19 protein-coding genes are annotated in these 23,505 nt (G+C 69.9%); 2 read left to right on the top strand and 17 right to left on the bottom strand.

Features of this window, described 5'->3' with window-relative positions; all coding sequences use genetic code 11:
• Positions 1-119 precede the first annotated feature (119 nt).
• A complete protein-coding gene (locus tag OG936_RS25475) occupies positions 120-548 on the top strand; it encodes a DUF6223 family protein (protein ID WP_406497724.1) in 429 nt (142 codons plus the stop codon).
• A gap of 201 nt (positions 549-749) precedes the next feature.
• Here OG936_RS25475 and OG936_RS25470 read toward each other — a convergent pair whose 3' ends face one another.
• Positions 750-1,274: a hypothetical protein gene (locus tag OG936_RS25470; RefSeq protein ID WP_406497723.1), complete on the bottom strand. Its 525-nt coding sequence runs from the start codon at positions 1,272-1,274 to the stop codon at positions 750-752.
• 213 nt (positions 1,275-1,487) lie between these two features.
• On the opposite strand from OG936_RS25470, the gene OG936_RS25465 reads away from it, so the two are divergent.
• Positions 1,488-2,105 (top strand): YceI family protein, encoded by a 618-nt coding sequence (locus OG936_RS25465; RefSeq protein ID WP_406497721.1) that lies wholly within the window; start codon positions 1,488-1,490, stop codon positions 2,103-2,105.
• A 172-nt stretch (positions 2,106-2,277) separates the two neighbouring features.
• On the opposite strand, the gene OG936_RS25460 is transcribed toward OG936_RS25465, so the two are convergent.
• The 16 genes from OG936_RS25460 to ureA all read right to left on the bottom strand — a co-directional run bounded on the left by OG936_RS25460 (position 2,278) and on the right by ureA (position 23,450).
• The gene (locus OG936_RS25460; RefSeq protein ID WP_406497719.1) at positions 2,278-2,724 is read right to left on the bottom strand and encodes a hypothetical protein; all 447 of its coding nucleotides are present in this window, start codon (positions 2,722-2,724) and stop codon (positions 2,278-2,280) included.
• A gap of 137 nt (positions 2,725-2,861) precedes the next feature.
• On the bottom strand, positions 2,862-5,654 hold the full coding sequence (locus OG936_RS25455; protein WP_406497718.1) for a SpoIIE family protein phosphatase: 2,793 nt from the start codon (positions 5,652-5,654) through the stop codon (positions 2,862-2,864).
• 53 nt (positions 5,655-5,707) lie between these two features.
• Positions 5,708-7,084: a hypothetical protein gene (locus OG936_RS25450; RefSeq protein WP_406497716.1), complete on the bottom strand. Its 1,377-nt coding sequence runs from the start codon at positions 7,082-7,084 to the stop codon at positions 5,708-5,710.
• A gap of 74 nt (positions 7,085-7,158) precedes the next feature.
• On the bottom strand, positions 7,159-8,577 hold the full coding sequence (locus OG936_RS25445; protein WP_406497714.1) for a GH1 family beta-glucosidase: 1,419 nt from the start codon (positions 8,575-8,577) through the stop codon (positions 7,159-7,161).
• A 171-nt stretch (positions 8,578-8,748) separates the two neighbouring features.
• Positions 8,749-9,768, bottom strand: a complete 1,020-nt coding sequence (locus OG936_RS25440) for an ABC transporter ATP-binding protein (protein ID WP_406497713.1) — start codon at positions 9,766-9,768, stop codon at positions 8,749-8,751.
• Positions 9,765-10,763, bottom strand: a complete 999-nt coding sequence (locus tag OG936_RS25435; RefSeq protein WP_406497711.1) for an ABC transporter permease — start codon at positions 10,761-10,763, stop codon at positions 9,765-9,767. The genes OG936_RS25440 and OG936_RS25435 overlap by 4 nt, the downstream gene beginning before the upstream one ends.
• Positions 10,764-10,766: 3 nt before the next feature.
• The gene (locus OG936_RS25430; protein ID WP_406497709.1) at positions 10,767-11,747 is read right to left on the bottom strand and encodes an ABC transporter permease; all 981 of its coding nucleotides are present in this window, start codon (positions 11,745-11,747) and stop codon (positions 10,767-10,769) included.
• Positions 11,744-12,862: an ABC transporter ATP-binding protein gene (locus OG936_RS25425; protein WP_406497708.1), complete on the bottom strand. Its 1,119-nt coding sequence runs from the start codon at positions 12,860-12,862 to the stop codon at positions 11,744-11,746. Before OG936_RS25425 ends, OG936_RS25430 begins: the two co-directional genes overlap by 4 nt.
• Positions 12,863-12,883: 21 nt before the next feature.
• A complete protein-coding gene (locus OG936_RS25420; RefSeq protein ID WP_406497706.1) occupies positions 12,884-14,557 on the bottom strand; it encodes an ABC transporter substrate-binding protein in 1,674 nt (557 codons plus the stop codon).
• 270 nt (positions 14,558-14,827) lie between these two features.
• Positions 14,828-15,802: a LacI family DNA-binding transcriptional regulator gene (locus tag OG936_RS25415; protein WP_406497705.1), complete on the bottom strand. Its 975-nt coding sequence runs from the start codon at positions 15,800-15,802 to the stop codon at positions 14,828-14,830.
• A 250-nt stretch (positions 15,803-16,052) separates the two neighbouring features.
• Positions 16,053-17,660: a citramalate synthase gene (gene cimA / locus OG936_RS25410; RefSeq protein WP_406497703.1), complete on the bottom strand. Its 1,608-nt coding sequence runs from the start codon at positions 17,658-17,660 to the stop codon at positions 16,053-16,055.
• Between the two features lie 279 nt (positions 17,661-17,939).
• On the bottom strand, positions 17,940-19,274 hold the full coding sequence (locus OG936_RS25405) for an MFS transporter (protein WP_406497701.1): 1,335 nt from the start codon (positions 19,272-19,274) through the stop codon (positions 17,940-17,942).
• An 81-nt stretch (positions 19,275-19,355) separates the two neighbouring features.
• Positions 19,356-19,961 (bottom strand): TetR/AcrR family transcriptional regulator, encoded by a 606-nt coding sequence (locus OG936_RS25400; protein WP_406497699.1) that lies wholly within the window; start codon positions 19,959-19,961, stop codon positions 19,356-19,358.
• A 57-nt stretch (positions 19,962-20,018) separates the two neighbouring features.
• A complete protein-coding gene (locus tag OG936_RS25395; protein ID WP_406497698.1) occupies positions 20,019-21,044 on the bottom strand; it encodes an agmatine/peptidylarginine deiminase in 1,026 nt (341 codons plus the stop codon).
• A gap of 28 nt (positions 21,045-21,072) precedes the next feature.
• Positions 21,073-22,755: an urease subunit alpha gene (locus tag OG936_RS25390; protein WP_406497696.1), complete on the bottom strand. Its 1,683-nt coding sequence runs from the start codon at positions 22,753-22,755 to the stop codon at positions 21,073-21,075.
• Entirely contained in the window at positions 22,755-23,450 is a 696-nt protein-coding gene (ureA, locus tag OG936_RS25385) for an urease subunit gamma (protein WP_406497694.1), read from the bottom strand. Before ureA ends, OG936_RS25390 begins: the two co-directional genes overlap by 1 nt.
• Positions 23,451-23,505: the final 55 nt, after the last annotated feature.

The following is a 23,505-nucleotide window of genomic DNA, read 5'->3' as shown; positions in this document are numbered from 1 at the left end:
GTGCGCGGCACCTGCGGCGTCCGCGGCAGCGCGAAGTGTCTGCGTCCGCCGGACGACCGGAGGCGGGTCGGGCGGACATGCTCGGTCGATCCAGTTCCCGTGAGGAGAAGGAGCACCTCATGTCAGTCCGCACTGTGCTTGCCGTGGCCGGAGCCGCCCTGATCAGCGGTCTCGTGCTCGCCGAACCGGCGGCCGCGGACCCCTCCGTCCAGCCGGTCGCCGCAAGCGTCTACACCCTGAGCGCCGGCCGCGTCGGAGCGTCCTTGGCCGCGCTGGTCGGCCTTCTCGGCGCGGTCAATGGCGGCCTGGCTCTGGCCCGCCACACCGGTCAGGGGCACATCGGCACCTGGGCCCGGCGGAACGGGGCCGTCACGGCTCTCGTGGCGGGGCTGATCGCCGTGGTCGTCGGCGGGTCGGTCGCGGCCACCGCCGATGGTGGTCTCGGCACCGGCAACGGGCTGGGCGGCGCCTACGTCGCCATGCTGGTAGGCCTGATCGCCGTCACCCTCGGTTGGCTGGCCCGCTCCCGCTCCCGCCGAACTGGCTGACCGAACCGCGATGGCCTCCTTCGCGCACCGGCAGCCGCGCCGTCTCCGGCGACGAGACATCTTCCCAAGGAACGGCACCCGGCTCATTGCTCGGACCAAGCAGTGGTGACCGTCGGCTCGTTGCCGACGTGATCGCACCCGTGGGGGTGCCCCGTCCGGCGAACGGGGCACCCGCACGAACTGACGCCCGCGGCGCGGAAGTCAGCAGCCGCCGCAGTTGTAGTACGTCACGTCCCAGTGGTTGCCCTCGTCCGCGTAGATGTTGCCGGATCCGGACTTGTACTGAGGTGCGCCGTCACCGCGCAGCCCGATGTAGGCGAAGACACCGTGGACGTAGTCGGTGAGACAGGTGGACTTGCCGAAGTCGAGCTTGTAGCCGTTCCAGTGCGAGTACGTACCGCTGGCGTGGCCCGTCTCGGTGCCGCCGGTGATGTTCAGCGCGCAGCCCGTGGCGCTCTTGAGGGTCTGGGCGCCCCGGGCGGTGGCCAGGTTGAGCTGGTCGAACGAGGTGCAGGTGGCGACGTTGCGGTTGGAGCAGCCGCCGGAGGACGACCAGGTGATCCCGGAGGAGCTGAACCGGGCGGTGGCCTGGGCGTGGGTGAGCTTCGTGTCGGCGTGGGCCTGGGTGGCACCGCCACCGAGGACACCGACGCCGGGGGCGAAGAGGACGCCGAGGACGAGGGCGAGGGCGGTCAGGACGGGGCGCAGGGTCATACGGGACACCATGGGGGGACTCCTCCTGCTCATGACAAGTATGGGCACGGGAATACTGCCCGAGTTCTACGCGCGTCGCCAGAGGGGGAGGCGGCGAACGACCCTTCTTTCACAACAATCCACCCCTGATGTTGAACTTTGAACTTGACCGCGCTACAGTCAATCTCGTTGAAGGTTAAACAAATACTTCGATCGCCACTCGATCACGTCCCCCGAGGAGGAGCCATGGCTCTGTTCAACCGCAAGAACAACAACGCCCCGTCCGCCACCACCCCTGCCGTGGACCCGGCCCTGGCCGCCCTCACCGGTGATTACACGATCGACCCGGCGCACACCAGCATCGGCTTCACCGTGCGCCACGCCATGGTCACCAACGTGCGCGGTTCCTTCGGTGAGCACGAGGGCAGCCTGAAGCTCGACGGCCGCAACCCCGCGAACTCCGCCGCCTCCATCGACGTCAGGATCGCCAGCGTCGACACCGGCATCGCCGACCGCGACGGCCACCTGGTCAGCGGCGACTTCTTCGACGCCGAGAAGTTCCCCCTCATGACGTTCCGCTCCACGCAGGCCGAGCAGCTCGGCGGCGACAAGTACCGCGTCGCCGGCGACCTCACCATCAAGGACGTCACGCGCCCCCTCGCCATCGACCTGGAGTTCAACGGCTCCGCCACCGACGTCTACGGCAACGAGCGCGTCGGCTTCGAGGGCAGCGCGGACATCCTGCGCTCCGACTGGGGCCTGACCTGGAACGCCGCGCTGGAGACCGGCGGCGTCATGGTCAGCGACAAGGTCAAGCTCAACTTCGACATCTCCGCCATCAAGGCCGCCGCACCGCAGGCCTGACGCTTTCCGGCTCACGCCGAACCCGAGCGCGCCCGCCTTCCCCTCCCCCGCCTGGGGCGGAAGGCGGGCGCTCGGCGTCGTGGGGCGCCTGCGTCGTGGGGCGCCTGCGCACAGCTCGCCACCTTCCGTGAGGCAGGGGGCGCGTTCTCGGCCTGACGCGGGCAGACGCGGGTCAGGCCGTCAGGCCCGCGTCCGCTTCCCGGTGCATGCCCATGCACAGCGCCCAGGCGACGAGGATGTTGATGACGATCAGCACCAAGGCCCACAAGGGGTAGTACGGCAGCCACAGGAAGTTGGCGATCGCGCCCAGGCCGGCGACTGCGACACCGAAAAAGCGCCCCCACAGGGCTCCGCCGAACACGGCAAGGCCGGCGAGGACGAGAGCGATGCCCAGAATGAGGTGGACCCAGCCCCAGCCCGTCAGGCTGAACTCGAACAGGTAGTGGCGCGTCACGACGAACAAATGCTCCTTCGCGAGGGCCGCGACCCCCTCGAAGATCGCCATCGCTCCGCCGACGACCATCAGGACCGCCGCAAAGGCGGTGGTACCGGATACGGGCGCGTGCGTGGGGCTCGGGTTCGTGCTGCTCGCTCCGGGTCCGGTGGTTTCACTGGCCATTTCGATCTCCTCGGGTGGCAGAGCCGTCGTTCCGGCCCAGCGGTGCCGCGACCGGCCTGACCCCCCGTTTCAGCGTGTCACGGCCGCTCTCCGCAGGCATGTCGGGCAACAACGTCCACGGCCTTCCGCGACGCGCTTCAAGCCCCCTCGTCCGTCTCCGGTTCGCCGACCGTCTGCTCCGACCAGATCACCTTGCCCGTCTCGGTGTAGCGGGTGCCCCAGCGCTCGGCGAACTGGGCGACGAGGAACAGGCCCCGGCCGCCCTCGTCCGTCGTCGCCGCGTAGCGCAGATGCGGTGAGGTGTTGCTGGTGTCGGACACTTCGCAGATCAGGTTGCGGTCGTAGAGCAGGCGGACCTCGATCGGTCCGGTGCCGTAGCGCACCGCGTTGGTGACCAGCTCGCTCAGGATGAGTTCGGTGGTGAACGCCTCCTCGTCCAGGCCGCGGTCGGCGAGCCACTGGGTGACGTTCTTTCGGACTCCGGCGACGGCCGCCGGATCGGTGGCGACGGCCCACCGCGCGACCTGGTCGGGATCGAGTGTGCGGGTACGGGCCACGAGGAGGGCCACGTCGTCGCTCGGCTGGCCGGGCAGCATCGCGGCGAGCACGTCGTCGCAGGTCTCCTCCGGTGTCCGGTCGCGACCCGCGAGGGAGTCGCGCAGCAGCTCCAGTCCGGTGTCGATGTCCTGGTCGCGCCGTTCGACGAGGCCGTCCGTGTAGAGGACCAGACGGCTCCCCTCGGGTACGTGGAAGTCGGCCGCCTCGAACGGCATACCGCCGATACCGAGGGGCTGACCGACCGGAACCTCGGAGAACTCCACGGTGCCGTCGGGCAGGACCAGTACCGGCCCGGGATGGCCGGCCCGGGCCACCGAGCAGTTCCCGGAGACCGCGTCGTAGATCGCGTACAGGCAGGTGCCTCCGGCGATCTCGACGCCGCTGCCGGCAGCTTCGTCCTGGTCGATCCGGCTGACCAGTTCGTCGAGATGTCCGAGGAGTTCGTCGGGCGGGAGGTCCAGCGTGGAGAAGTTGTGGATGGCGGTTCGCAGCCGCCCCATGGTGGCGGCTGCGTGCAGTCCCTGGCCGACCACGTCACCGACGACCAGCGCCACGCGGGCGCCCGACAGCGGGATCACGTCGTACCAGTCGCCGCCCACCTCGGCGCGCGCCGGCAGATAGCGGTAGGCCACATCGAGGGCGTTCTGTTCGGGCAGGTCGCGGGGCAGCAGGCTGCGTTGCAGTGTCACGGCCATTTCGTGCTCGCGTGTGTACCGGCGGGCGTTGTCCAGGCTGACGGCCGCCCGTGCCACCAGCTCTTCGGCGAAGGACTCGTCGTCGGCGTCGAACGGGGCCCTGTCGCCCGCGCGCCAGAAGTTGGCCAGGCCCAGAATGAATCCACGTGCGTGCAGTGGTACGGAGATCACCGAGTGGAATCCGTAGTCCAAGATGTCCCTGGCACGCTCGGTGGACCAGTGCCGCCAGCCCAGCGCGGTGATCACTTCCATGCCGAACCCGGTCTCCGCGATGTTCACGCGCTTGGCCCTGGTCCTGTTGGGAGCGAAGCCGACCTCTCGTCCGACCGGGAACAGGGGCTGGTCCGGGTCCGCGGCGGCGATCGCGGTACGGCGCATGTCCAGTGGGTATCCGGTCTCCGTGGCCGGTCTCTCCCCGGGGACGGTGGGGGGAGCGAGGTCGACGGTGGCGACGTCGGCGAATCCGGGGATCGCCACGTCCGCGAGCTCCTGGGCCGTCCGCGTCACGTCGAGGGTGGTACCGATCCGGGCACCGGCCTCGTAGAGGAGCAGCAGGCGTTCGTGCACGAGTTCCGCCCGGCCCGAGATCGCACTGAGATCGGTGGTGTCCCGCAGGGTCGCCACGGTGCTCCGGGGTGCGCCGCGCGTGTCCGCCGGGCGGAGGCTGACGGCCAGCAGCCGGTTGCCGCTGCGCAGCACCTCGTCGGTGGTGGTACGGCCGGAGACGAGCAGCTCCGCGGTGGCCGGGGGCAGCCCGAGGTCCGGGACCGCGCGGCCCTCCGCGTCCGGCGGGAGGTCGAGGAGTCTGCGGGCCTCGTCGTTGGCGAGCATCAGCCGGTGGTCGGCCCCGACGATGAGGACGCCCTCGCGGACCGCGTGCAGCACCGCGTCGTGGTGCTCGTACATCCGGGTCATCTCTGCGGGTCCGAGGCCGTGCGTCTGACGGCGCAGCCGTCTGCTCACGAGCGCCGCGCCGCCCGTGGTGATCGCCGCGGCGACCACCGCCGCGGCGGCACTGAGCGGGATGGACCGGTCGGCCACCATGTTCACCGACTTGTCGGTGAGCCCGACGGACACCGCGCCAACGACCTTCCCGTCGGGCCGGTCGACAGGCACCACCGAGTTGACCGAGGGCCCCTGGCTGCCGCGGAAGCTCCGGGCGAAGGCATGACCCGCCAGGGCCTCCTTGTACGGGCCGATGACGTGCTTGCCGATCAGCGCGGGGTCGGGGTGGGTGTAGCGGATGCCGTGGACGCTCACCACGATGACGTAATCGACATGGGCCTCCTTGCGGGTCTCCTCCGCGTGTGGCTGCAGGATCGCCGTGGGGTCCTTGGTGCCCAGCGCCTCCACGATCCCCGGCGAGTCGGCGAATGTCCGGGCCACGCTCAGGGTGCGCAGCTTGGCCTCCTGCAGGCTGTCGCGGCGGCTCTGCACCACCAGCGCGATCGCGGCGGCGACGACGAGCAGCAGTACGAGCGCGAGCACGAGGCAGAAGACCTGGCCCGCCAGGGTGCGCACGCTGAACAGCGCGCGCAGTTCGCTCCCCGGGGAGCAGTGAGTCGTGTTCCGGTAGGGCGGCGCAGCGGGAGCTTGGCCCGAGCGCCCCCCATCGTGCCGCTGTGGTCGCCGGACGGTGCGCCGCAGCCTAGCCCGAAATCGGCCGATACCACACATGACTTCAGGTCTAGCATGAATCGCCCCTGCCCGAGAGGTCGCTGATCAACGGCTCAGAACCCGCCCCCGTCGAATCCGCCGCCGCCCCCGAGGTCACCTCCCCCGCCGAAGCCGCCGCCGTCGAAGCCCCCGCCGTCGAAGTCGGAACCGGAGACGTCACCGCCGCTCCAGTCACCGCCGGAGCCGAAGTCCCCGCCGCCGTACTCGTCCGCGTACGCCGGGGAGGACAGCATCGAGCCGAGGACCGTGCCGGCCAGCAGGCCGGGGAGCAGACCGCCGCCGAAGTAGCCGCCCGCCCAGGGGCCGTACGCCGGGCCCGCCTCCCAGTACGGGCGGCGGCGGCCGTCACCCGTGTCGACGGTGCGGCTCAGCGGTTCCTCGCCCTCGCGCAGCCGGATCTCGTCCGCCGCGCAGACCGGGACCTCGCGGGCCGTGCCGCCGGACGGGGACCACCGGGCGTCGGCGACCGAGGGGCCGTGGCGCGGGTCGAAGAAGCACGGCGGGCGGCGGGCGGGCGGCTCGGTGCCGGTGCGGCGGGCCTGAAGGACCGCGAGGGAGAACCGGCCGTCCTCCAGGGCCTGGGTGACCCCGCGCACGTCCGACGGGCGCCGGGCCCGGGACATGCGGGTCTTCGCGCCCTCGTAGGAGTCGAGTGCCCGCTCGTAGTCGCCGCGCATGACGTCGTCGGCGCCCGGCTCGGCGGGGTGGAAGTCCAGCCGGTCCAGGGTTTCGCCGTACGCGGTGATGTCCTCGTCCACGACGAGGCGGAGCTTGTCGAGCGCGGCCCGCTCCTCGTCCTCCTTGCGCTTCCGGTTGCGCCGGAAGAGCGTGTACGCCGTACCGGCGCCCAGCACCAGGATCGCGGCAGCCGTGATCAGTCCGACGACGGACGACGGTCCGCTGCCCGCCGAGGAGCCGCTCCAGGAGGCGGGGGCCCTGCCCCGGGCCTGTTCGACGGCCCGGTCCACGAAGGCGTTCAGCTGGGTCGCGGCATCGATGTCCGTGCCGGGCGCCTTGACCGCGGCGGTCAGGTTCTGGACCGTTCGGGTGGACATCACCCGCGGGTCGGCGCCGGCGTCGAACCCGTTGCCGAGACGAACCGCGTAGACGCCGGTGATGCCGGTGTCCGCGCGCAGGGTGGTGAGCAGGCTCTGCTCGGGGAACGCCGGGGTCCGCGGGAGTACGACCACGAACACGGGCTTGTCGGCGTCCTTGATCTTCTTCGTCAGGGCGGCCGCCTGGCCCGGGGAGAGCTGGGCGGTGGCGGCCGGGTCGACGTACACCGGGTTCTTGCGCAGCGCCTGCGCGACATCGTTGATGGTCGATGCACCGACCGCGGCGGGTGCAGCGGTCGACGCATCGGCGAGCACGACCACCGACAGAATCAGCAGCAGGCCTGCCAGCAAGGTCAGGAACATCCCGTTCCGCATATCTCGAAGCTAACCCACGGGGATGACGCCTGCGCGGTCACCCACACGAGCCGGCTTCCCGCGCGCCGACCGGACTACGCGTCGCGGGTGAGGCGGATCGTGTCGCGGTACCACTTGGCGCTGTCCTTCAGCGTCCGCTCCTGCGTGTCGTAGTCGACGCGGACGATGCCGAACCGCTTGTCGTAGCCGTAGGACCATTCGAAGTTGTCCATCAGCGACCAGGCGAAGTAGCCCCTGACATCCGCCCCTTCGGAGCGGGCCGCGGCCACGGCGGTGATGTGGTCGGCGAGATAGGTGGTGCGGTCGGCGTCGTGGATCTGTCCGTCCTCGGAGACGGTGTCGTCGAACGCGGCACCGTTCTCGGTGATGACCGTCGGGACGCCGTAGTCCCTCTCCAGGTTCACCAGCAGGTCCGTGAGGGCGGTGGGGGTGATCTCCCAGTCCATCGCGGTACGCGGCAGGTCGCGCTCCACACCACGGGTGACGGGCAGGCCGTCGGCGTCCACCGGGGAGCCCTCCTGGGTGAAGCCGGAGAAGAGCGTGCCCCGGTAGAAGTTGACACCGAGGACGTCGATCGGGGTGGAGATGACAGCCAGGTCTCCCTTCTCTACCGGGAGTTCGACGTTCTGCAGGGCAAGGTCGGCGGTGACGTCCTCGGGGTACGCGCCCTTGACGATCGGGTCGAGGTAGAAGCGGCGGCCGAGGCCGTCGGCACGGCGGCAGGCTTCGGCGTCCTCGTGGCTGTCGGTCTCGGGGGTGGCGGTGCCGAGGTTGAGCGTGATGCCGAGTTCGAGCTCGTTGCCGCGGGCGACGGCCGTCTCGCGGATGGCCCGCGCGGCGAGGCCGTGGCCGAGGAGCAGATGGTGGACGGCGTGGATCGCGTCGCCGAAGTTCTTCCGGCCGGGGGCCTGGTTGCCGTACGCGTAACCGAGCATGGCCGAGCACCAGGGCTCGTTCAGCGTCGTCCAGTGCTTGACCCGGTCACCGAGCGCGTCGTAGGCGAGGGCGGCGTACTCGGCGAAACGGTAGGCCGTGTCACGGGCCGGCCAGCCGCCCGCGTCCTCCAGCTCCTGCGGGAGGTCCCAGTGGTAGAGGGTGATCCACGGCGTGATGCCCCTGGACTCCAGCTCGTCGACGAGCCGCTGGTAGAAGTCCAGGCCCTTCGCGTTGGCCGGGCCCCGGCCGCCCGGCTGGATGCGCGGCCAGGCGAGCGAGAACCGGTACGTGTCGACGCCCAGGTCCGCGATCAGCCGCACGTCCTCGGGCATCCGGTGGTAGTGGTCGCAGGCGACATCGCCGTTCTCGCCGCGGACGACCATGCCCGGCACCCTGCAGTACGTGTCCCAGATGGACGGGGTCCGGCCGTCCTCGGCGGCCGCTCCCTCGATCTGGTAGGCGGCGGTGGCGACGCCCCAGCGGAAGTCGGCGGGCAGGCCCGGGACGGCCTCGGCGGCGATCTCGCGCGCGTATGCCTGCGGGGTGACGATGTTCATGGGTCTCCTGTGGTGTGCGTGGGTCGCGTGGAGTCGCGTGGAGTCGCGTGGAGCCGTGTGGGTCGCGTGGAGCCGCGTGGAGCCACGTGGAGTCGCGTGGAGCCGTGTGGGTCGCGTGGAGCCGTGTGGGTCGCGTGGAGTCGCGTGGGTCGCGTGGGTCGCGTGGAGCCGCTACGAACGGGGTGGCGTCGCGGCGTCGGGGGCCGGCCGGTGGAGCCAGCATGCCACCGTGCGTGAGTCGTCTCCGTCCGGCGCGGCGAGCACCGGGACATGGGCGGCGCAGGCGTCGAGCGCCTTGCCGCAGCGGGGGTGGAAGGCGCAGCCGGCGGGCATCGCGGTCAGGTGCGGGGGCGAGCCGGGGATGCCGGTGAGTTCGCGGCGGGGGCCGTGCAGCGCCGGGAAGGAGTGCAACAGGCCATCGCTGTACGGGTGGTGGGGGTCCTGATAGATGGCGGAGGCGCCGGCCACCTCGACGATCCGGCCGCCGTACATGATCGCGATCCGGTCGGAGAACTCGATCAGCAGCGAGATGTCGTGGGTGATGAAAACGACCGAGAAGCCCAGCTCCTCGCGGAGCCTGACCAATTGGCGCAGGATCTGGCGCTGCATGACGACGTCCAGGGCCGTCGTCGGTTCGTCCATGATGACGATCTCGGGCTCCAGCGCGAGCGCCATCGCGATCATCACCCGCTGGCGCATCCCGCCGGAGAGCTGGTGCGGGTAGGCGGCGAGTCGGTCGGCGGAGATGCCGACCAGGCCCAGCAACTCCTTGGCCCGGTCGGTCCGTTCGGGCCGCTTCAGCTCGGGTCGGTGGGCCTTGAGTACGTCGGTGAGCTGGCTGTGGACCGTGTGCACCGGGTTGAGCGAGTTCATCGCGCCCTGGAAGACGATCGACAGCTCCTGCCAGCGGAAGGCCCTCAGCTCGGGGGCCGACAGGGTCAGCAGGTCGAGCGCCTCGCCGTCCCGCCGGTGGTAGTGGACCTCGCCGCCGGTGATCACCCCGGGCGGCGAGAGCAGCCGGGTGACGGCGTACGCCAGCGTGGACTTGCCGGACCCGGACTCGCCCGCCAGGCCCAGGACCTCGCCCCGGTACAGGGTGAGGTCGATGTCGCGCAGCGCGTGCACGGCGTCGTCCCCGGTGCCGTAGTCCACGTTCAGACCACGGATGCTGAGGACGGGCTCGCTGCTCATGAGCGGGTCTCCTTGTCGTGCGTGCCGCGCGCCGCGGCATCGTGCGTACCGCGTGCCACGGGGGTGAAGCCGACCCGCATCCGGACCTTCCCGGACGCGCCCGTCTCCGTACGCAGGCGCGGGTTGACGAACTCGTCGATGCCGAAGTTGATCAGGGCGAGCGACATGCCGAGCAGCGCGATGCAGAGCCCAGCGGGGACGAACCACCACCACGCGCCCTGGGCCAGGGCCTGGTTGGACTGCGCCCAGAACAGGACGGTCCCCCAGTTCCAGTGGGAGATGTCCGCGACGCCGATGAAGGCGAGGGTGATCTCGGAGAGGATGGCGAAGATGACCGTGCCGACGAAGCCGGAGGCGATGACGGCCGTCAGGTTCGGCAGGATCTCGAAGAAGATGATCCGCCAGGTGGACTCGCCGGTGGCGCGGGCCGCTTCGACGTAGTCCCGGCGGCGCAGCGACAGCGTCTGCGCGCGCAGCACCCGCGCTCCCCACGCCCAGGAGGTGAAGGCGATGACGGTGGCGATCAGCAGGTCGCCCGCGTCGGAGACGAAGCTGGCGATGATGATGATCAGCGGAAGTCCCGGGATGACCAGGAAGACGTTGGAGAGCACCGAGAGCACTTCGTCGGCCGTGCCGCCGAGGAATCCGGCGCTGACCCCGACGATCACCGAGAGGATCGTCGCGAAGATCCCGGCGACGAAGCCGACGACCAGGACGCCCCGGGTGCCGACGAGGATCTGTGAGAGCACGTCCTGACCGGTCTGCGTGGTACCGAACCAGTGGGCGCCGGAGGGTGGCTGGAGCAGCTCGTTGCTCATGGTGTCCGGGTCGTACGGTGCGATCCACGGCCCGATGACCGCGATCACGACGAAGAACGACAGGATGCCGAGGCCGATGACGGTCTTGCGGCCGCGCAGGAAACGCAGGCGGCGTCTGCTGGGTGCCGGGGTCTCGGTCGCGTCGATCACGGCGACCTCGGCTGCGGTGACGGCCATGCCCTAGGCCTCCCTTCGGGTACGGGGGTCGAGGACCATGTAGAGCACATCGGCGAGGAGGTTCGCCGCGAGGACGGAGAGCGTGATGATCAGGAAGACGCCCTGCATCAGGGGGTAGTCCTTCGCGCCCACGCCCTGGAAGAGCTGGTAGCCGATGCCGGGGTAGGAGAAGACCATCTCCACCAGCAGCGTGCCGCCGACGATGAAGCCCAGCGAGAGGGCGAAGCCGGAGATGTTGGGGAGGATCGCGTTGCGTGCGGCGTATCCGAACATCACCCGGCGCTCGGAGAGCCCCTTGGCCTGGGCGACCATGACGTAGTCCTCGGAGGACACCGTCACCATCATGTTCCGCATGCCGAGGATCCAGCCGGCCACCGCGCTGAGCACGATCGTGAGACCGGGCAGCACCGCGTGGCGGAGCGCGCTGGAGATGAACGGCCAGTCGAAGGCGGGCACGAGCGAACTGTCGTAGCCGCCGGCAGCCGGGAAGAGCGGCCACTTCACGGCGAACAGCGCGATGGCGATGAGCCCCAGCCAGAAGTACGGGATGGCCGAGATGAACGTGGTGACGGGCAGCAGGCTGTCCATCCAGGAGCCGCGCCGCCAGCCGGTGAAGACCCCGATGCCCGTGCCGAGCACGAAGCTGATCAGGGTGGTGACGCCGACGAGCGCGAGCGTCCACGGCAGCGACTGGGCGATCACCTCGCTGACCGGCGTCGGGAAGAAGGTAAAGGAGAGCCCGAGGTCGCCGTCGAGCAGATGCGACCAGTAGTCGGTGTACTGCTGCCAGAGCGACTGGTGCTTGTCGAGGCCGAAGAGCGCCTTGAGCGAGTTGACGGCGTTGGTGTCGAGCTGGCCCTGGAAGCGGGAGATGAGCGCCTGGACGGGGTCGCCGGGCATCATGCGCGGAATCAGGAAGTTGATGGTGATCGCGGCCCAGGCGGTGACCAGGTAGAAGGCGAGCCGTTGCAGCAGGAACTTCACTTCGCGGCCCCCTTCGCCTGGCCATCGGCGGCTTCCGCGCCGTGCGGGCCGTCTGCGTCGTCCGGGCCGTCCGCGCCGTGCGGGCCGTCTGCGTCGTGCGGGCCGTGCGCGTCGTCCGCGTACAGCCAGCAGGCCGCCCACTGGCCGTCTTCGAGGTCGAAGCGCGGCGGCGGTTCGGTGCGGCAGCGCTCCATCGCCTTGGGGCAGCGGGGGTGGAAGCGGCAGCCCGCGGGCGGGTCGATGAGCGAGGGCGGTTCGCCGCTGCCCGTCTCCTCCTGCTCCGCCTCGGCGACCACCCGGTCCGGATCGGGCGCCGAGGCGATGAGGAGCTGGGTGTACGGGTGAGCGGGGCGCTGGGTGACGGTCTCGCTGTCGCCACCCTCGACGATCCGGCCCGCGTACATCACCAGCGTGGTGTCCGCGAAGTAGCGGGCGGAGGCGATGTCGTGGGTGATGTAGAGGATCGCGAGACGCAGCCGGTCCTTGAGGTCCTTCAGCAGATTGAGCACCCCGAGCCGGATCGAGACGTCCAGCATCGAGACGGGCTCGTCGGCGAGCAGGACCTGGGGGTCGGCGCCGAGCGCGCGGGCGATGGCCACGCGCTGGCGCTGTCCCCCCGACAGCTCGTGCGGGAACTTGTCGAGGTACTGCGCGGCAGGGGTGAGCTGCACCCGTTCCAGCAGCGCGGCGAGCTCGGCCCCGCTCGTCTCCCGGCCGTGGATCACCAGTGCCCGGGTGAGGTGGTAGCGCACGGTGTGCACCGGGTTGAGCGAGGCGAACGGGTCCTGGAAGATCAGCTGGACCTGACGTACGTACGCGCGGAAGGACCGGCCGCGGCCTGCCTTCACCGCCTTCCCTGCCAGCCGGATCTCGCCCTCGGTGAGCGGATACAGCTGGGCGAGCAGTCTGGCCACGGTGGACTTCCCGGAGCCCGACTCCCCCACCAGGGCCGTGACCGTGCCCCGCCGGAGCTGCAGCGAGACGTCGTCGACGGCGTGGACGGTGCGGCGCCGGCGGGAGACGAGATCACGGCCGGTGCGGCGGACGGGGAAGTGTTTGGTGACTCCGCGTGCTTCGAGCACGACGTCGCCGGTCCGATCGGTGGTGGTGGTCATGGCCGGTCCGTTTCCCCGTGCTTACTTGGCGGGCTCGAGCTGGAGCACGATCTGCAGCGCGGACGGCTGGGTGTGCTGCGGCGGGGCGTACGGGTCGGCCTCGGTGGGCCAGCCCACCCAGTTCTTCGTGGAGTACTCGGCTCCGATGGGGGCGGCGGCCGTCGGGATCACCGGCGCCTGCTCGACCATGATCTTCTGGAGGGTGTTCATGGCCGTGGTGCGGGCGGAGTCCTCGGTGGCGTTGGCGAAGTCCTTGAGCGCCTTGGTGGCCTGGTCGTTCTTGAAGCGGCCGAAGTTGCCGAGCTGGGACGCCTTGCCGACGGGCTGGAGCAGCGCGCCGTCCATGATGTTCTGGTACATGTCGTACGGGGTGGCGCCGCTGTTGGTCCAGTGCAGGGTTGCGTCGAAGTTGCCGTTGGCGACGTCCGCGCCCCAGGCCTCCGCGGTCTGCGTCTTGACCTTGGCCTCGATGCCGAGCTGCTTGATGTTGTCCTTGATGATCGCGAGCCCGGTGATGTAGTCGTTCCAGCCGGCCGGGTCGGTGAAGGTGAGCTGCACCGGCTTGCCGCTCGGGTCCTTCAGCACTCCGCCGCTGAGCTCGAACCCGGCGTCGGCGAGGATCTTCTTGGCCCCGGCCACGTCCGGTGCGGTGGTGGCGCTCCTGTACTCGGGCGCGAGAAAGGACTCACCGGCGGGCAGCGGGATGCCGGTCGGGTTGGTGATCTCCGGGTAGAGGGTCGCCTCGGCCTGGGTGTAGATCGCCTTGCGGTCGACGACCATCGCCATGGCCTTGCGCAGCGCCGGGTTGTCGAGCGGCTTGCGGGCGGTGTTGAACCACAGTCCGTGGATGCCGAGCCCGGACGGGAACCACAGCTTGTGGTTCTTGGGGTCCTTGCTGATGAACAGCTGCTTGTAGTTCGGCATGAAGACGAACGACCACTCGACCTTGCCGCTCGCCAGCGCCGTGGTCGCCGCGCTGTTGTCGTTGTACGCGGTGTAGCGCAGCTCCTTGACCTGGGTCTCGCCCTTCCAGTAGGTGGGCGTGGCGGTCAGGGTGGTGGTCTGCGGGGTGAACGTCTTGAGCTTGTACGGGCCCGAGCCGACGGGCGTGCGGTTGGGCCAGGTCTCCGGGTTCTTGACGCCTTCCCAGATGTGCTTGGGCACGACGAACTGCTGGATGATCTTGTTCTGGTTGACGTACTGGGAGTCCTTGAAGGTCAGGACGACCGTCTTGCCCTGCACCGCGACCCCGTCGAACGGGATGCCGTTGCCGTTGAGCGCCGGGTGCTTCTTCAGGAGGTCGAAGGTGTACGCGACGTCCTCGGCGGTCAGCGGCTTGCCGTCGGCCCACTTGGCCTTGGGGTCCAGCGTGAAGGTGACCTTGGTGAAGTTGGACTCCCACTTCCAGCCGGTCGCGAGCCAGGGGGCGGCCTTGTCCGCGGGCCGGATCTGGTTCGTCATGGCGAGGGGCTCGTAGATCATGAAGCGGTAGCCGAGCGTGGCGCCCGCCGAGGTGCTGAGGAATGGATTGCTGTTGTTGGTCTGCGGCCCGTCCGGCTTGCCCAGGGTCAGCACGCCGGAGGCACCGCCCCCTTTGTTGGCACCCGAATTGGCGGACGAGCAACCGGCGGCGAGCGCGACCACGGTGGTAGCGAGCGAGAGCGCTCTCAGGGTGGCGTGACGTCGTGCGGACATGGCGACTCCATGAGGGACTGCGGGTCTGGGAGATCCGGGAAATGGGCAGCGCTCGGCGCGCCGGGTACAGGCGGTACGGGGCGGTGCGGATGGTGCCGATAGTGCGGACGGTGCCAGTGGTGCAACCGGTGCCAGTGGTGTCGACGGTGTCGATAGTGCGGACAGTGCCAGTGATGCCAGTGGTACGGGCGATACCAGTGGCGCAGGCGGGGCCGGTGGTGCGCGGGAGCTTGCGGAAGGGGCAGGCGGCCGGGGATGCCGGCCGGACCGCTACGGCGCCGAGTGGCGCACGACCAGTTCGGTGGGCAACACGACCGGTGCGTCGGGCACGGTCGTGCCACCGAGGTGGGAGAGCAGCATTCGCGCGGCCGTCTCACCCATCTGCCGGGTGGGCTGGCGCACGGTGGTCAGCGGCGGTTCGGTGTGCTCGGCCATCGGGATGTCGTCGAAGCCGACCACGGCGATGTCGTCCGGCACGGACCGCCCGGCCGTCCGCAACGCCCGCAGCGCGCCTGCCGCGCTGATGTCGTTGTGCGCGAAGACCGAGTCGAACTCCGTTCCGGAGGCGAGGAGTTGCTCCACGGCCAGCCGGCCGCAGCGTTCGGTGAAGTCCCCGTGGGCGACGAGATCGGTGGGCAGGACCGTACGGAATCCGTCCAACCGGTCGCGTACGCAGCCGAAGTTCTGGGGGCCGGTGATGACCAGGGGTCTGATGCGTCCGGCGGCCAGCAGATGGCGGGCCGCGGACGCGCCTCCTTCGCGGTTGGTGGTCACGACGGAGGGGAATTCGGGGTGGTGGCCGCGGTCGTCGATCAGCACGATCGGCAGACCGCCGCGGTGCAGTGCGGTGAGGTGGTCGAGGGTGTTCTCGGGTTCGACGACGACCAGCCCGTCGAAGGCGCGCGCCGACACCTGGCTGGTGAAGCGCTCCACGGACTCGGCACCCCGGTTGCAGGTGAAGAGCAGCAGTCCGTAGTCGGCGGCCTCGACGGTGTCGACGACGCCCTGGAGCACTTCGCCCATCCACGGCCAGGTGAGCGAGGGCACCAGCATGCCGACCGTACGGCTGCTGCCCCGGGCCAGTCCGACGGCGCCCGAGCTGGGCACATAGCCGAGCTGTGCGATCACTTCACGAACACGGGCGGCCGTGGAGACGTCCACTTCGCCCTTGGTGTTGATGACCCGGGACACGGTCGTCTTGCTGACGCCGGCCTCGCGGGCGACATCGGCGATGGTGACACGCATCGGGGGCCTCCAGGACAAGGCGCGACAGGGAGCTGAAACCGGTACCGGAACCGGTACCGGCGTTGCGGCGTGAGTTAACCCCGCTGGAACACTGCCGTCAATACTTCACGCCGACATTGGTCCGTACCCATTTCCCGTACGGGCAGGTTGCGTTATGCGTTCAGGTTCTGAACGCACCCGGTGACTCACAGTCCTCGGCCGCCGGACGGGCCCGGGGCCGGGCCCGTCCGGCGGCCGAGGAGCGCCCCCGCTACTCCGTGGGCTCGACCCCGGCGCGCAGCAGTCCGTACGTGTACGCGTCCTCCAGCGCCTGCCAGGAGGCCGCGATGACGTTCTCCGCTACGCCCACAGTCGCCCAGTCGCCGCTGCCGTCGCCCGTGGTGATGAGGACTCGGGTGGTGGACTCGGTGCCGGTGCGGCCTTCGAGGATGCGGACCTTGTAGTCGACCAGTTCCAGCTTGGCGAGCTGCGGGTAGATCCGTTCCAGCGCGACGCGCAGCGCCCGGTCGAGTGCGTTGACCGGGCCGTTGCCCTCGGCGGTGGCGACGATGCGCTCACCGTTGGCCCAGAGCTTCACGGTCGCCTCGTTGGCGTGCGTCCCGTCGGGGCGGTCCTCGACGATGGCGCGCCAGGACTCGGTACGGAAGTAGCTGCGTGCCCGGCCCTCGGCCTCGGCGCGCAGCAGCAGTTCGAAGGATGCGTCGGCGGCCTCGTACGTGTAGCCCTTGAGTTCGCGCTCCTTGACGCGTTCGACGACGCGGCCGACGAGTTCGCGGTCGCCGCCGAGGTCGATGCCGAGCTCCTTGCCCTTGAGCTCGATGGAGGCACGGCCGGCCATGTCGGAGACCAGCATCCGCATGGTGTTGCCGACCAGCGCGGGGTCGATGTGCTGGTACAGGTCCGGGTCGACCTTGATCGCGGAGGCGTGCAGTCCGGCCTTGTGGGCGAAGGCGGAAACCCCCACATAGGGCTGGTGGGTGGAGGGCGTCAGATTGACGACCTCGGCGATCACGTGGGAGACGCGGGTCATGTCGGCGAGCGCACCCTCGGGGAGGACGGTCTTGCCGTACTTGAGTTCCAGGGCGGCGACGACGGGGAAGAGGTTGGCGTTGCCGACCCGTTCGCCGTAGCCGTTGGCGGTGCACTGGACGTGGGTGGCGCCCGCGTCGACGGCGGCCAGGGTGTTGGCGACGGCGCAACCGGTGTCGTCCTGGGCGTGGATGCCGAGCCGGGCGCCGGTGTCGGCAAGCACGGTGGAGACGACGGCCGTGACCTGCGCGGGGAGCATGCCGCCGTTGGTGTCGCAGAGGATGACGACATCGGCGCCGGCCTCGGCGGCGGCCCGGACGACGGCCTTGGCGTACTCGGGGTTGGCGCGGTAGCCGTCGAAGAAGTGCTCGCAGTCGACGAAGACCCGGCGGCCCTGCTCGCGCAGGAAGGAGACGGTGTCGCGGACCATCTCCAGGTTCTCTTCGAGGGTGGTGCGCAGGGCGAGTTCCACATGGCGGTCGTGGGACTTGGCGACCAGCGTGATCACCGGGGCGCCGGACTCCAGCAGTGCCTTGACCTGGGGGTCCTCGGCGGCCTTGCCACCGGCCCGGCGGGTCGCGCCGAAGGCGACCAGCTGGGCGTTCTCGAACTCGATCTCCTGCTGGGCTCGGGCGAAGAACTCGGTGTCCCGGGGGTTGGCGCCGGGCCAGCCGCCCTCGATGAAGCCCACGCCGAAGTTGTCCAGGTGCCGGGCAATGGTCAGCTTGTCCGCGACCGTCAGGTTGATGCCTTCACGCTGGGCCCCGTCGCGCAGTGTGGTGTCGAAGACGTGAAAACTGTCGTCGCTGGCCTTGGCCTTGGTGGTCATGCTGGTCTGACTCCTGTCGGATGAGTGGATCCGGACGATCTGGCTCCACTTGCCCCCATCATCCCGCGCGCCTCGCCCCGGCCGAGGTGAGGGCCGGAAAACGAAAAAACCCCTCGCGGGTGCGAGAGGTCTGCGCGCGGGTCTGGGGCACGGTGGCCGCGCCGCACGTAGGTGATACGGGGCGGTCACTGCGGACCGGCGCGCCTGTTGCCAATAATCATGACGAACGAGGGCACGGAGGCAGTCTTGCACAGGGCCGCCTCCGTGCCCTGCCCCGTCTCAGGATGCGGGCGTGACGGTGGTCGCTCCGGACGGCTCCGAGCGTTCCTGTCCGGGCTTGCCGGCGCCGACCCGGCCCAGGTCGATGTCGCGGGTCTCGCGCATGGTCAGGTAGACGATCAGGGAGACCGCGGCACACCCCGCGACGTACCAGTAGAAGCCGGACTCGATGCCGGCCTTCTTGAACCAGAGCGCCACGTATTCGGCGGTGCCGCCGAAGAGCGCGTTGGCGATGGCGTACGGGAGGGCGACGCCCAGGGCGCGGATGCCGGTCGGGAAGAGTTCGGCCTTCACGCAGGCGTTGATCGAGGTGTATCCGGTGACGACGACCAGGGCGAGGAGCGCCAGGCCGAAGGCGGGCCAGAAGGTGCCGGCGTGCTTGAGCATCGTCATGATCGGCACGGTCAGGAACGTGGAGCCGACGGCGAAGGTGATCAGCAGCGGGCGGCGGCCGATCCGGTCGGAGAGCATTCCGGCCAGCGGCTGGATGCACATGAAGACGAACAGGGCGCAGAAGCTGACGAGCGAGGCGGTGGACTTCTCCATGCCGGCGCTCTTGGAGAGGAACTTGGTGAGGTAGGTCGTGTACGTGTAGTACGCGACGGTCCCGCCCATGGTCAGCGCCATCACGAGGAACGCCTCGCGTCTGTGCTGCCACAGCGCCTTCAGGGTGCCGCGGTCCTCCTGCTCGGCGGCGCCGGACTCCGCGTAGACCTCGGTCTCCAGCATCGAGCGGCGCAGGTAGAAGACGATCGCGGCGCCGAGCGCGCCGACGATGAACGGGATGCGCCAGCCCCAGCTGTGCAGCGCGGCATCGGACATATTGCGCTGGAGGACGATCTGGAGGCCGAGGCCGACGAGTTGTCCGGCGGTCATGGACACGTACTGGAAGCTGGAGGCGAAGCCGCGCCGGTGGGGTGCGGAGGCCTCGGTCAGGTACGTGGCGCTGGCGGCGTACTCGCCGCCGACGGAGAGACCCTGGAGGAGCCGGGCCACCAGCAGGACGGCGACACCGCCGTAGCCCGCGACGTCGTACGTCGGCGCGACGGCGATGAGGATCGCGGAGGCCGACATGAGGGTGACGGTGAGGGTGAGTGCGGCCTTACGGCCCCTGCGGTCACCGATCCGGCCGAGCAGCCAGCCGCCGACGGGCCTCATGAAGAAACCGACGGCGAAGATCCCCATGGTGTTCATGAGGTTGGCGGTCTCATTGCCCGCGGGAAAGAACGAGTCCGCGAAGTAGACCGCGAAGGTCGCGTACACGAACCAGTCGAACCACTCGACCATGTTGCCGGCGGAGCCGACCCAGATTTTCTTCCACTGCTCTCGTCCCATGGTCCGTCACCGTGCCCGAACAGCCGGGAGCGCAACAAGAGCCGGGCGGGCAACGATCACGGGTACTTACGTGCGTTGCGTTCAGGGAAGCAGCGAGCCCTGAAGGAACTCCCTTACGTGGGAGAGGACTTGCTCACGGCCGGTACCCGGTATACCGACGGCGACATGGACGCTGAAGCCGTCGAGCAGGGCGCGCAATCGGGTGGCGAACCGGTCGGGGTCCACGGCGCGGAATTCCCCCCGCGAAACGCCCTCGGCGAGCAGCGCCACCAAGTCCCGGTGCCAGGCCCCCTCAATGGCGGCCTGCCGACCGCGGGCGTCGGCGTCGGCGTTCTGCGAGCGGTTCCAGACCTCCAGCCAGAGCGCCCAATGGGGGTCGCGCGGTCCTTCGGGGACGTACAGATCCACATAGTGGTCGAGCCGCTCGGCGGCGGGAGCCTGCTGGGAGAGCAGGGCGCTGCGCTCGGCGCCGAGGCGCCCCTCGCTCCACTCCAGGGTCTGCAGCAGGAGCTCGTCCTTGGTCCGGAAGTAGTACAGAAGGTGCCCGCTGCTCATCCCGACCTCGCGCCCGAGCCCCGCCATGGTCAGCCCGTCGAGCCCGCGCTCGGCGATGGTGGCCATGGCGGCGGCGAGCAGGGACTCACGGGGCGGCGCCGTATTGCGCCGCCGGGCGGAGGGCGGGGTCATGCTGCGGCCGCCGCGCAGAGCATCTCGTTCACCTGTACGTTCTACCGGATCCGCCGCTCAGCCGCCTACAGCAGGCTGCTGCTGAGTGATGCAGTGGATACCGCCCCCGCCCGCGAAGATCGTGCGGGCGTCGACCAGCGTGACCGCGCGGCCGGGGTAGAGGCGACGGAAGATGCCCGCGGCGTTCTCGTCACGGGGATCGTCGAAGGCGCACAGCACCACGCCGCCGTTGCAGACGTAGTGGTTGATGTACGAGTAGTCGACCCACTGACCCTCCTCGTCCTGCACGACGGTCGGGGCCGGGACCTCGATGACCTCCAAGGGGCGACCCTGCGCGTCCGTCCGGGCCCTGAGCATCCGCACGTTCTCCTTGCAGAGCTCGTGGTCCGGGTGGGACGGGTCCGGCTGGGTGTGGACGACGACCACACCGGGTCCGGCGAAGGCGGCGACGATGTCGACATGACCGAGGGTGCCGAAGCCGTGCGGCGGGTAGTCGCCCGTGAGGCCGCGCCGCAGCCAGATCGCCTTCGTGGTGCCGAGCTTGGCGTGGATCTCGGCCTCGACCCGCTCCTTGGTCCAGTCCGGGTTGCGCTCGGGGCCGAGCTGCACGGTCTCGGTGAGCAGGACGGTGCCTTCACCGTCGACGTGAATGCCGCCGCCCTCGTTGACGAGGGGTGAGCTGTGCACGGGGACCCCGGCGAGGTCCGCGACATGGCGAGCGATCTTCGCGTCGTGATCCCAGGTGGCCCAGTCCTGTGCGCCCCAGCCGTTGAACACCCAGTCCACGGCGGCCAGCCGGGTGCCGTCGGTGACGAAGGTCGGGCCGATGTCACGCATCCAGGCGTCGTCCAGCTCGCGCTCGACCAGCTCGATGTCCGGGCCGAGGAGGCCACGGGCGTCCTCCGCCTGGCCGGGCCCGACGACCATGGTGACCGGCTCGAAGCGGCGTACGGCCCGGGCCACCGCGGCCCATGCCTGGCGGGACTCGGCGAGGTCGTCGCCGGAGAAGGTGACGTTGGGGCCCGGCCAGGCCATCCAGGTGCGCTCGTGCGGGGCCCACTCGGGCGGCATACGGAACGTCATGTCGTCGGACTCCTAAAGGCTGTGTTTTTTACAGGAAGTAGAGGCGGTTGAGAGAAATCGAGTCGGCGGGCTCGGAGCGCATCGGGGCACCGTCCAGCGTGACCAGGCCGCTGTGCCCGTCCACTGCCACCTCGCCGATACGGGAGTTGAGGCGCAGGTCCGCCGGCCCGATCCCACGAGTACCGCGTACGGCCACCCGGCGGCGTCGCGTCGGTATCAGGTCGGAGCCCAGCTCGGTCGCCGCCTTCGCCACGAAGGCGACCGAGATGTCCGCGGGGGTCGCGCCGTGCCCCCCGAACAGCGGTCCCAGGACAAGCGGTTCACAGGTGTCGGTCGCGGCGTTGGGGTCGCCCGTCACGCCCCACGCCGGGAAGCCCGACTTGAGCACGAGTTGCGGCTTGGCCCCGAAGAACTGCGGCTTCCACAGCACGATGTCGGCGAGCTTGCCCACCTCGATCGAGCCGATCTCGTGCGCCAGACCATGCGCGATGGCCGGGTTGATCGTCAGCTTCGCCACGTAGCGCAGCACCCGGGCGTTGTCGTCGTGCGGGCCGTCGCCCTCCATCGGGCCCAGCTCGGCCTTCATCTTCCCGGCCATGGCGAAGGTACGGCGTACGGTCTCGCCCGCGCGCCCCATCCCCTGTGCGTCGGACGAGGTGATACCGATCGCGCCGAGGTCGTGCAGCACGTCCTCCGCACCCATCGTCCCGGCCCTGATCCGGTCCCGTGCCATGGCGGCGTCACCGGGCAGGTCGGTCTTGAGGTCGTGTACGGAGACGATCATCCCGTAGTGCTCGGCCACCGCGTCCCGGCCGAACGGCAGGGTCGGGTTGGTGGAGGAGCCGATGACGTTCGGGACGCCCGCCATCTTGAGCACGTTCGGTACGTGTCCGCCGCCGCAGCCCTCGATGTGGAAGGCGTGGATCGTCCGGCCGTCCAGGACACGCAGGGTGTCCTCGACGGACAGGCATTCGTTCAGCCCGTCACTGTGCAGGGCGACCTGTACGTCGTGCTCCTCGGCGACCCGCAGGGCAGTGTCGAGTGCGCGGGTGTGCGCGCCCATGTCCTCGTGCACCTTGAAGCCGGACGCGCCTCCCTCGGCGAGCGCCTCCACCAGGGGCGCGGCGTCGGAGGAGGAACCGCGCGCCAGGAAGCCGATGTTGACCGGCCAGGCGTCGAAGGCGTTGAAGGAGTGGCGCAGCGCCCACGGCGAATTGACCCCGACACCCCACACCGGGCCGAACTCCTGGCCGATGACGGTGGTGACGCCGGCGGCGAGCGAGGCCTCCATGATGCGCGGCGAGAGCAGATGGACATGGGTGTCGACGGCGCCGGCCGTCGCGATCATGCCTTCGCCGGAGACGATCGAGGTGCCCGTACCGACGACGACGTCCACGCCGTCGAGCGTGTCCGGGTTCCCGGCCCGTCCGATCGAGCAGATCCGACCTTCGCGGATGCCGATGGAGACCTTCCGGATGCCCTGGACCGCGTCGATGACCAGCACATTGCTGATGACGAGGTCACAGGTGTCGCGTACGGCCGCGGCCTTGAGGTGCAGCCCGTCGCGCGCGGTCTTTCCGAATCCGGCCAGGAACTCGTCGCCGTGCTGCTGCGCGTCCGACTCGACGCGCACCACCAGGCCGGAGTCGCCGAGGACGATCCGGTCCCCGGCGCGCGGTCCGTGGACCGATGCGTATTCGTAGGGGTCCATCAGGCGTCCTCCGCTCCCAGATAGCCACAGGCCGCCGCACGTCGCAGGGCCTCGTCCTTCGCGCCGGGCGCGTCCAGCGGGCCGTCGACCAGGCCCGCGAAACCGATCGCGATGCGAGCACCGCCGATCGGCAACAGGCCGACCTCGGCCTCACCGCCCGGGTCGAAACGGACCGACGACCCGGCGGGAACGCACAGCCGCATGCCGTATGCCGCGGCCCGGTCGAAGTGGAGTCGCGGGTTGGCCTCGAAGAAGTGGAAATGCGAGGTGACGCTGACCGGGACGGTCGCGGTGTTGCGCACGGCCAGCCGCAGAGCGGGTTCGGGCTCGGCGTGCGCCGGTGCGGGCAGTACGGCGCCGGGCGCGCTGTCCCCCAGCCGGACTCCGGCGCCGTGGCCGATGGGCTCGGACACGACGGCCAGCCGGGATCCATCGTCGAAGACGGCCTCCACATGGACCTCGGTGACCACATCCGCCACACCGGGCAGGACGTCGCCGGGTCCCAGCACACTGCGCGCGGCCTCGATGGCCTCCGCGAGACGCCGTCCGTCGCGCGCCGCTTCGCACACGGTGTCCGCAATGAGCGCGGTCGCTTCGGGCACGTTGAGCTTCAGCCCGCGCGCCCGGCGCGCCCGCGCCAGTTCGGCAGCTCCGAAGAGCAGCAGCCGGTCACGCTCGGTCGGGGTCAGTTGCACGTCACCATACCTCCAGATTAGAACACCACTCTAATCAGAACTTCCCATGACTGGA

Source organism: Streptomyces sp. NBC_00846 (genome assembly GCF_045207325.1).
Lineage (GTDB): Bacteria > Actinomycetota > Actinomycetes > Streptomycetales > Streptomycetaceae > Streptomyces.
This window is presented reverse-complemented; position numbering and strand designations above follow the sequence as displayed.

Bases quoted from the DNA above. Each gene is read 5' to 3' on its own strand.
- OG936_RS25425 (WP_406497708.1), bottom strand. From the start codon at position 12,862: ATGACCACCACCACCGATCGGACCGGCGACGTCGTGCTCGAAGCACGC.
- OG936_RS25400 (WP_406497699.1), bottom strand. From the start codon at position 19,961: ATGACCCCGCCCTCCGCCCGGCGGCGCAATACGGCGCCGCCCCGTGAG.
- OG936_RS25445 (WP_406497714.1), bottom strand. From the start codon at position 8,577: ATGAACATCGTCACCCCGCAGGCATACGCGCGCGAGATCGCCGCCGAG.
- cimA (WP_406497703.1), bottom strand. From the start codon at position 17,660: ATGACCACCAAGGCCAAGGCCAGCGACGACAGTTTTCACGTCTTCGAC.
- OG936_RS25415 (WP_406497705.1), bottom strand. From the start codon at position 15,802: ATGCGTGTCACCATCGCCGATGTCGCCCGCGAGGCCGGCGTCAGCAAG.
- OG936_RS25405 (WP_406497701.1), bottom strand. From the start codon at position 19,274: ATGGGACGAGAGCAGTGGAAGAAAATCTGGGTCGGCTCCGCCGGCAAC.
- OG936_RS25460 (WP_406497719.1), bottom strand. From the start codon at position 2,724: ATGGCCAGTGAAACCACCGGACCCGGAGCGAGCAGCACGAACCCGAGC.
- OG936_RS25420 (WP_406497706.1), bottom strand. From the start codon at position 14,557: ATGTCCGCACGACGTCACGCCACCCTGAGAGCGCTCTCGCTCGCTACC.
- OG936_RS25470 (WP_406497723.1), bottom strand. From the start codon at position 1,274: ATGGTGTCCCGTATGACCCTGCGCCCCGTCCTGACCGCCCTCGCCCTC.
- OG936_RS25455 (WP_406497718.1), bottom strand. From the start codon at position 5,654: ATGTGTGGTATCGGCCGATTTCGGGCTAGGCTGCGGCGCACCGTCCGG.
- OG936_RS25435 (WP_406497711.1), bottom strand. From the start codon at position 10,763: ATGGCCGTCACCGCAGCCGAGGTCGCCGTGATCGACGCGACCGAGACC.
- OG936_RS25440 (WP_406497713.1), bottom strand. From the start codon at position 9,768: ATGAGCAGCGAGCCCGTCCTCAGCATCCGTGGTCTGAACGTGGACTAC.
- OG936_RS25395 (WP_406497698.1), bottom strand. From the start codon at position 21,044: ATGACGTTCCGTATGCCGCCCGAGTGGGCCCCGCACGAGCGCACCTGG.
- OG936_RS25450 (WP_406497716.1), bottom strand. From the start codon at position 7,084: ATGCGGAACGGGATGTTCCTGACCTTGCTGGCAGGCCTGCTGCTGATT.
- OG936_RS25465 (WP_406497721.1), top strand. From the start codon at position 1,488: ATGGCTCTGTTCAACCGCAAGAACAACAACGCCCCGTCCGCCACCACC.
- OG936_RS25475 (WP_406497724.1), top strand. From the start codon at position 120: ATGTCAGTCCGCACTGTGCTTGCCGTGGCCGGAGCCGCCCTGATCAGC.
- OG936_RS25390 (WP_406497696.1), bottom strand. From the start codon at position 22,755: ATGGACCCCTACGAATACGCATCGGTCCACGGACCGCGCGCCGGGGAC.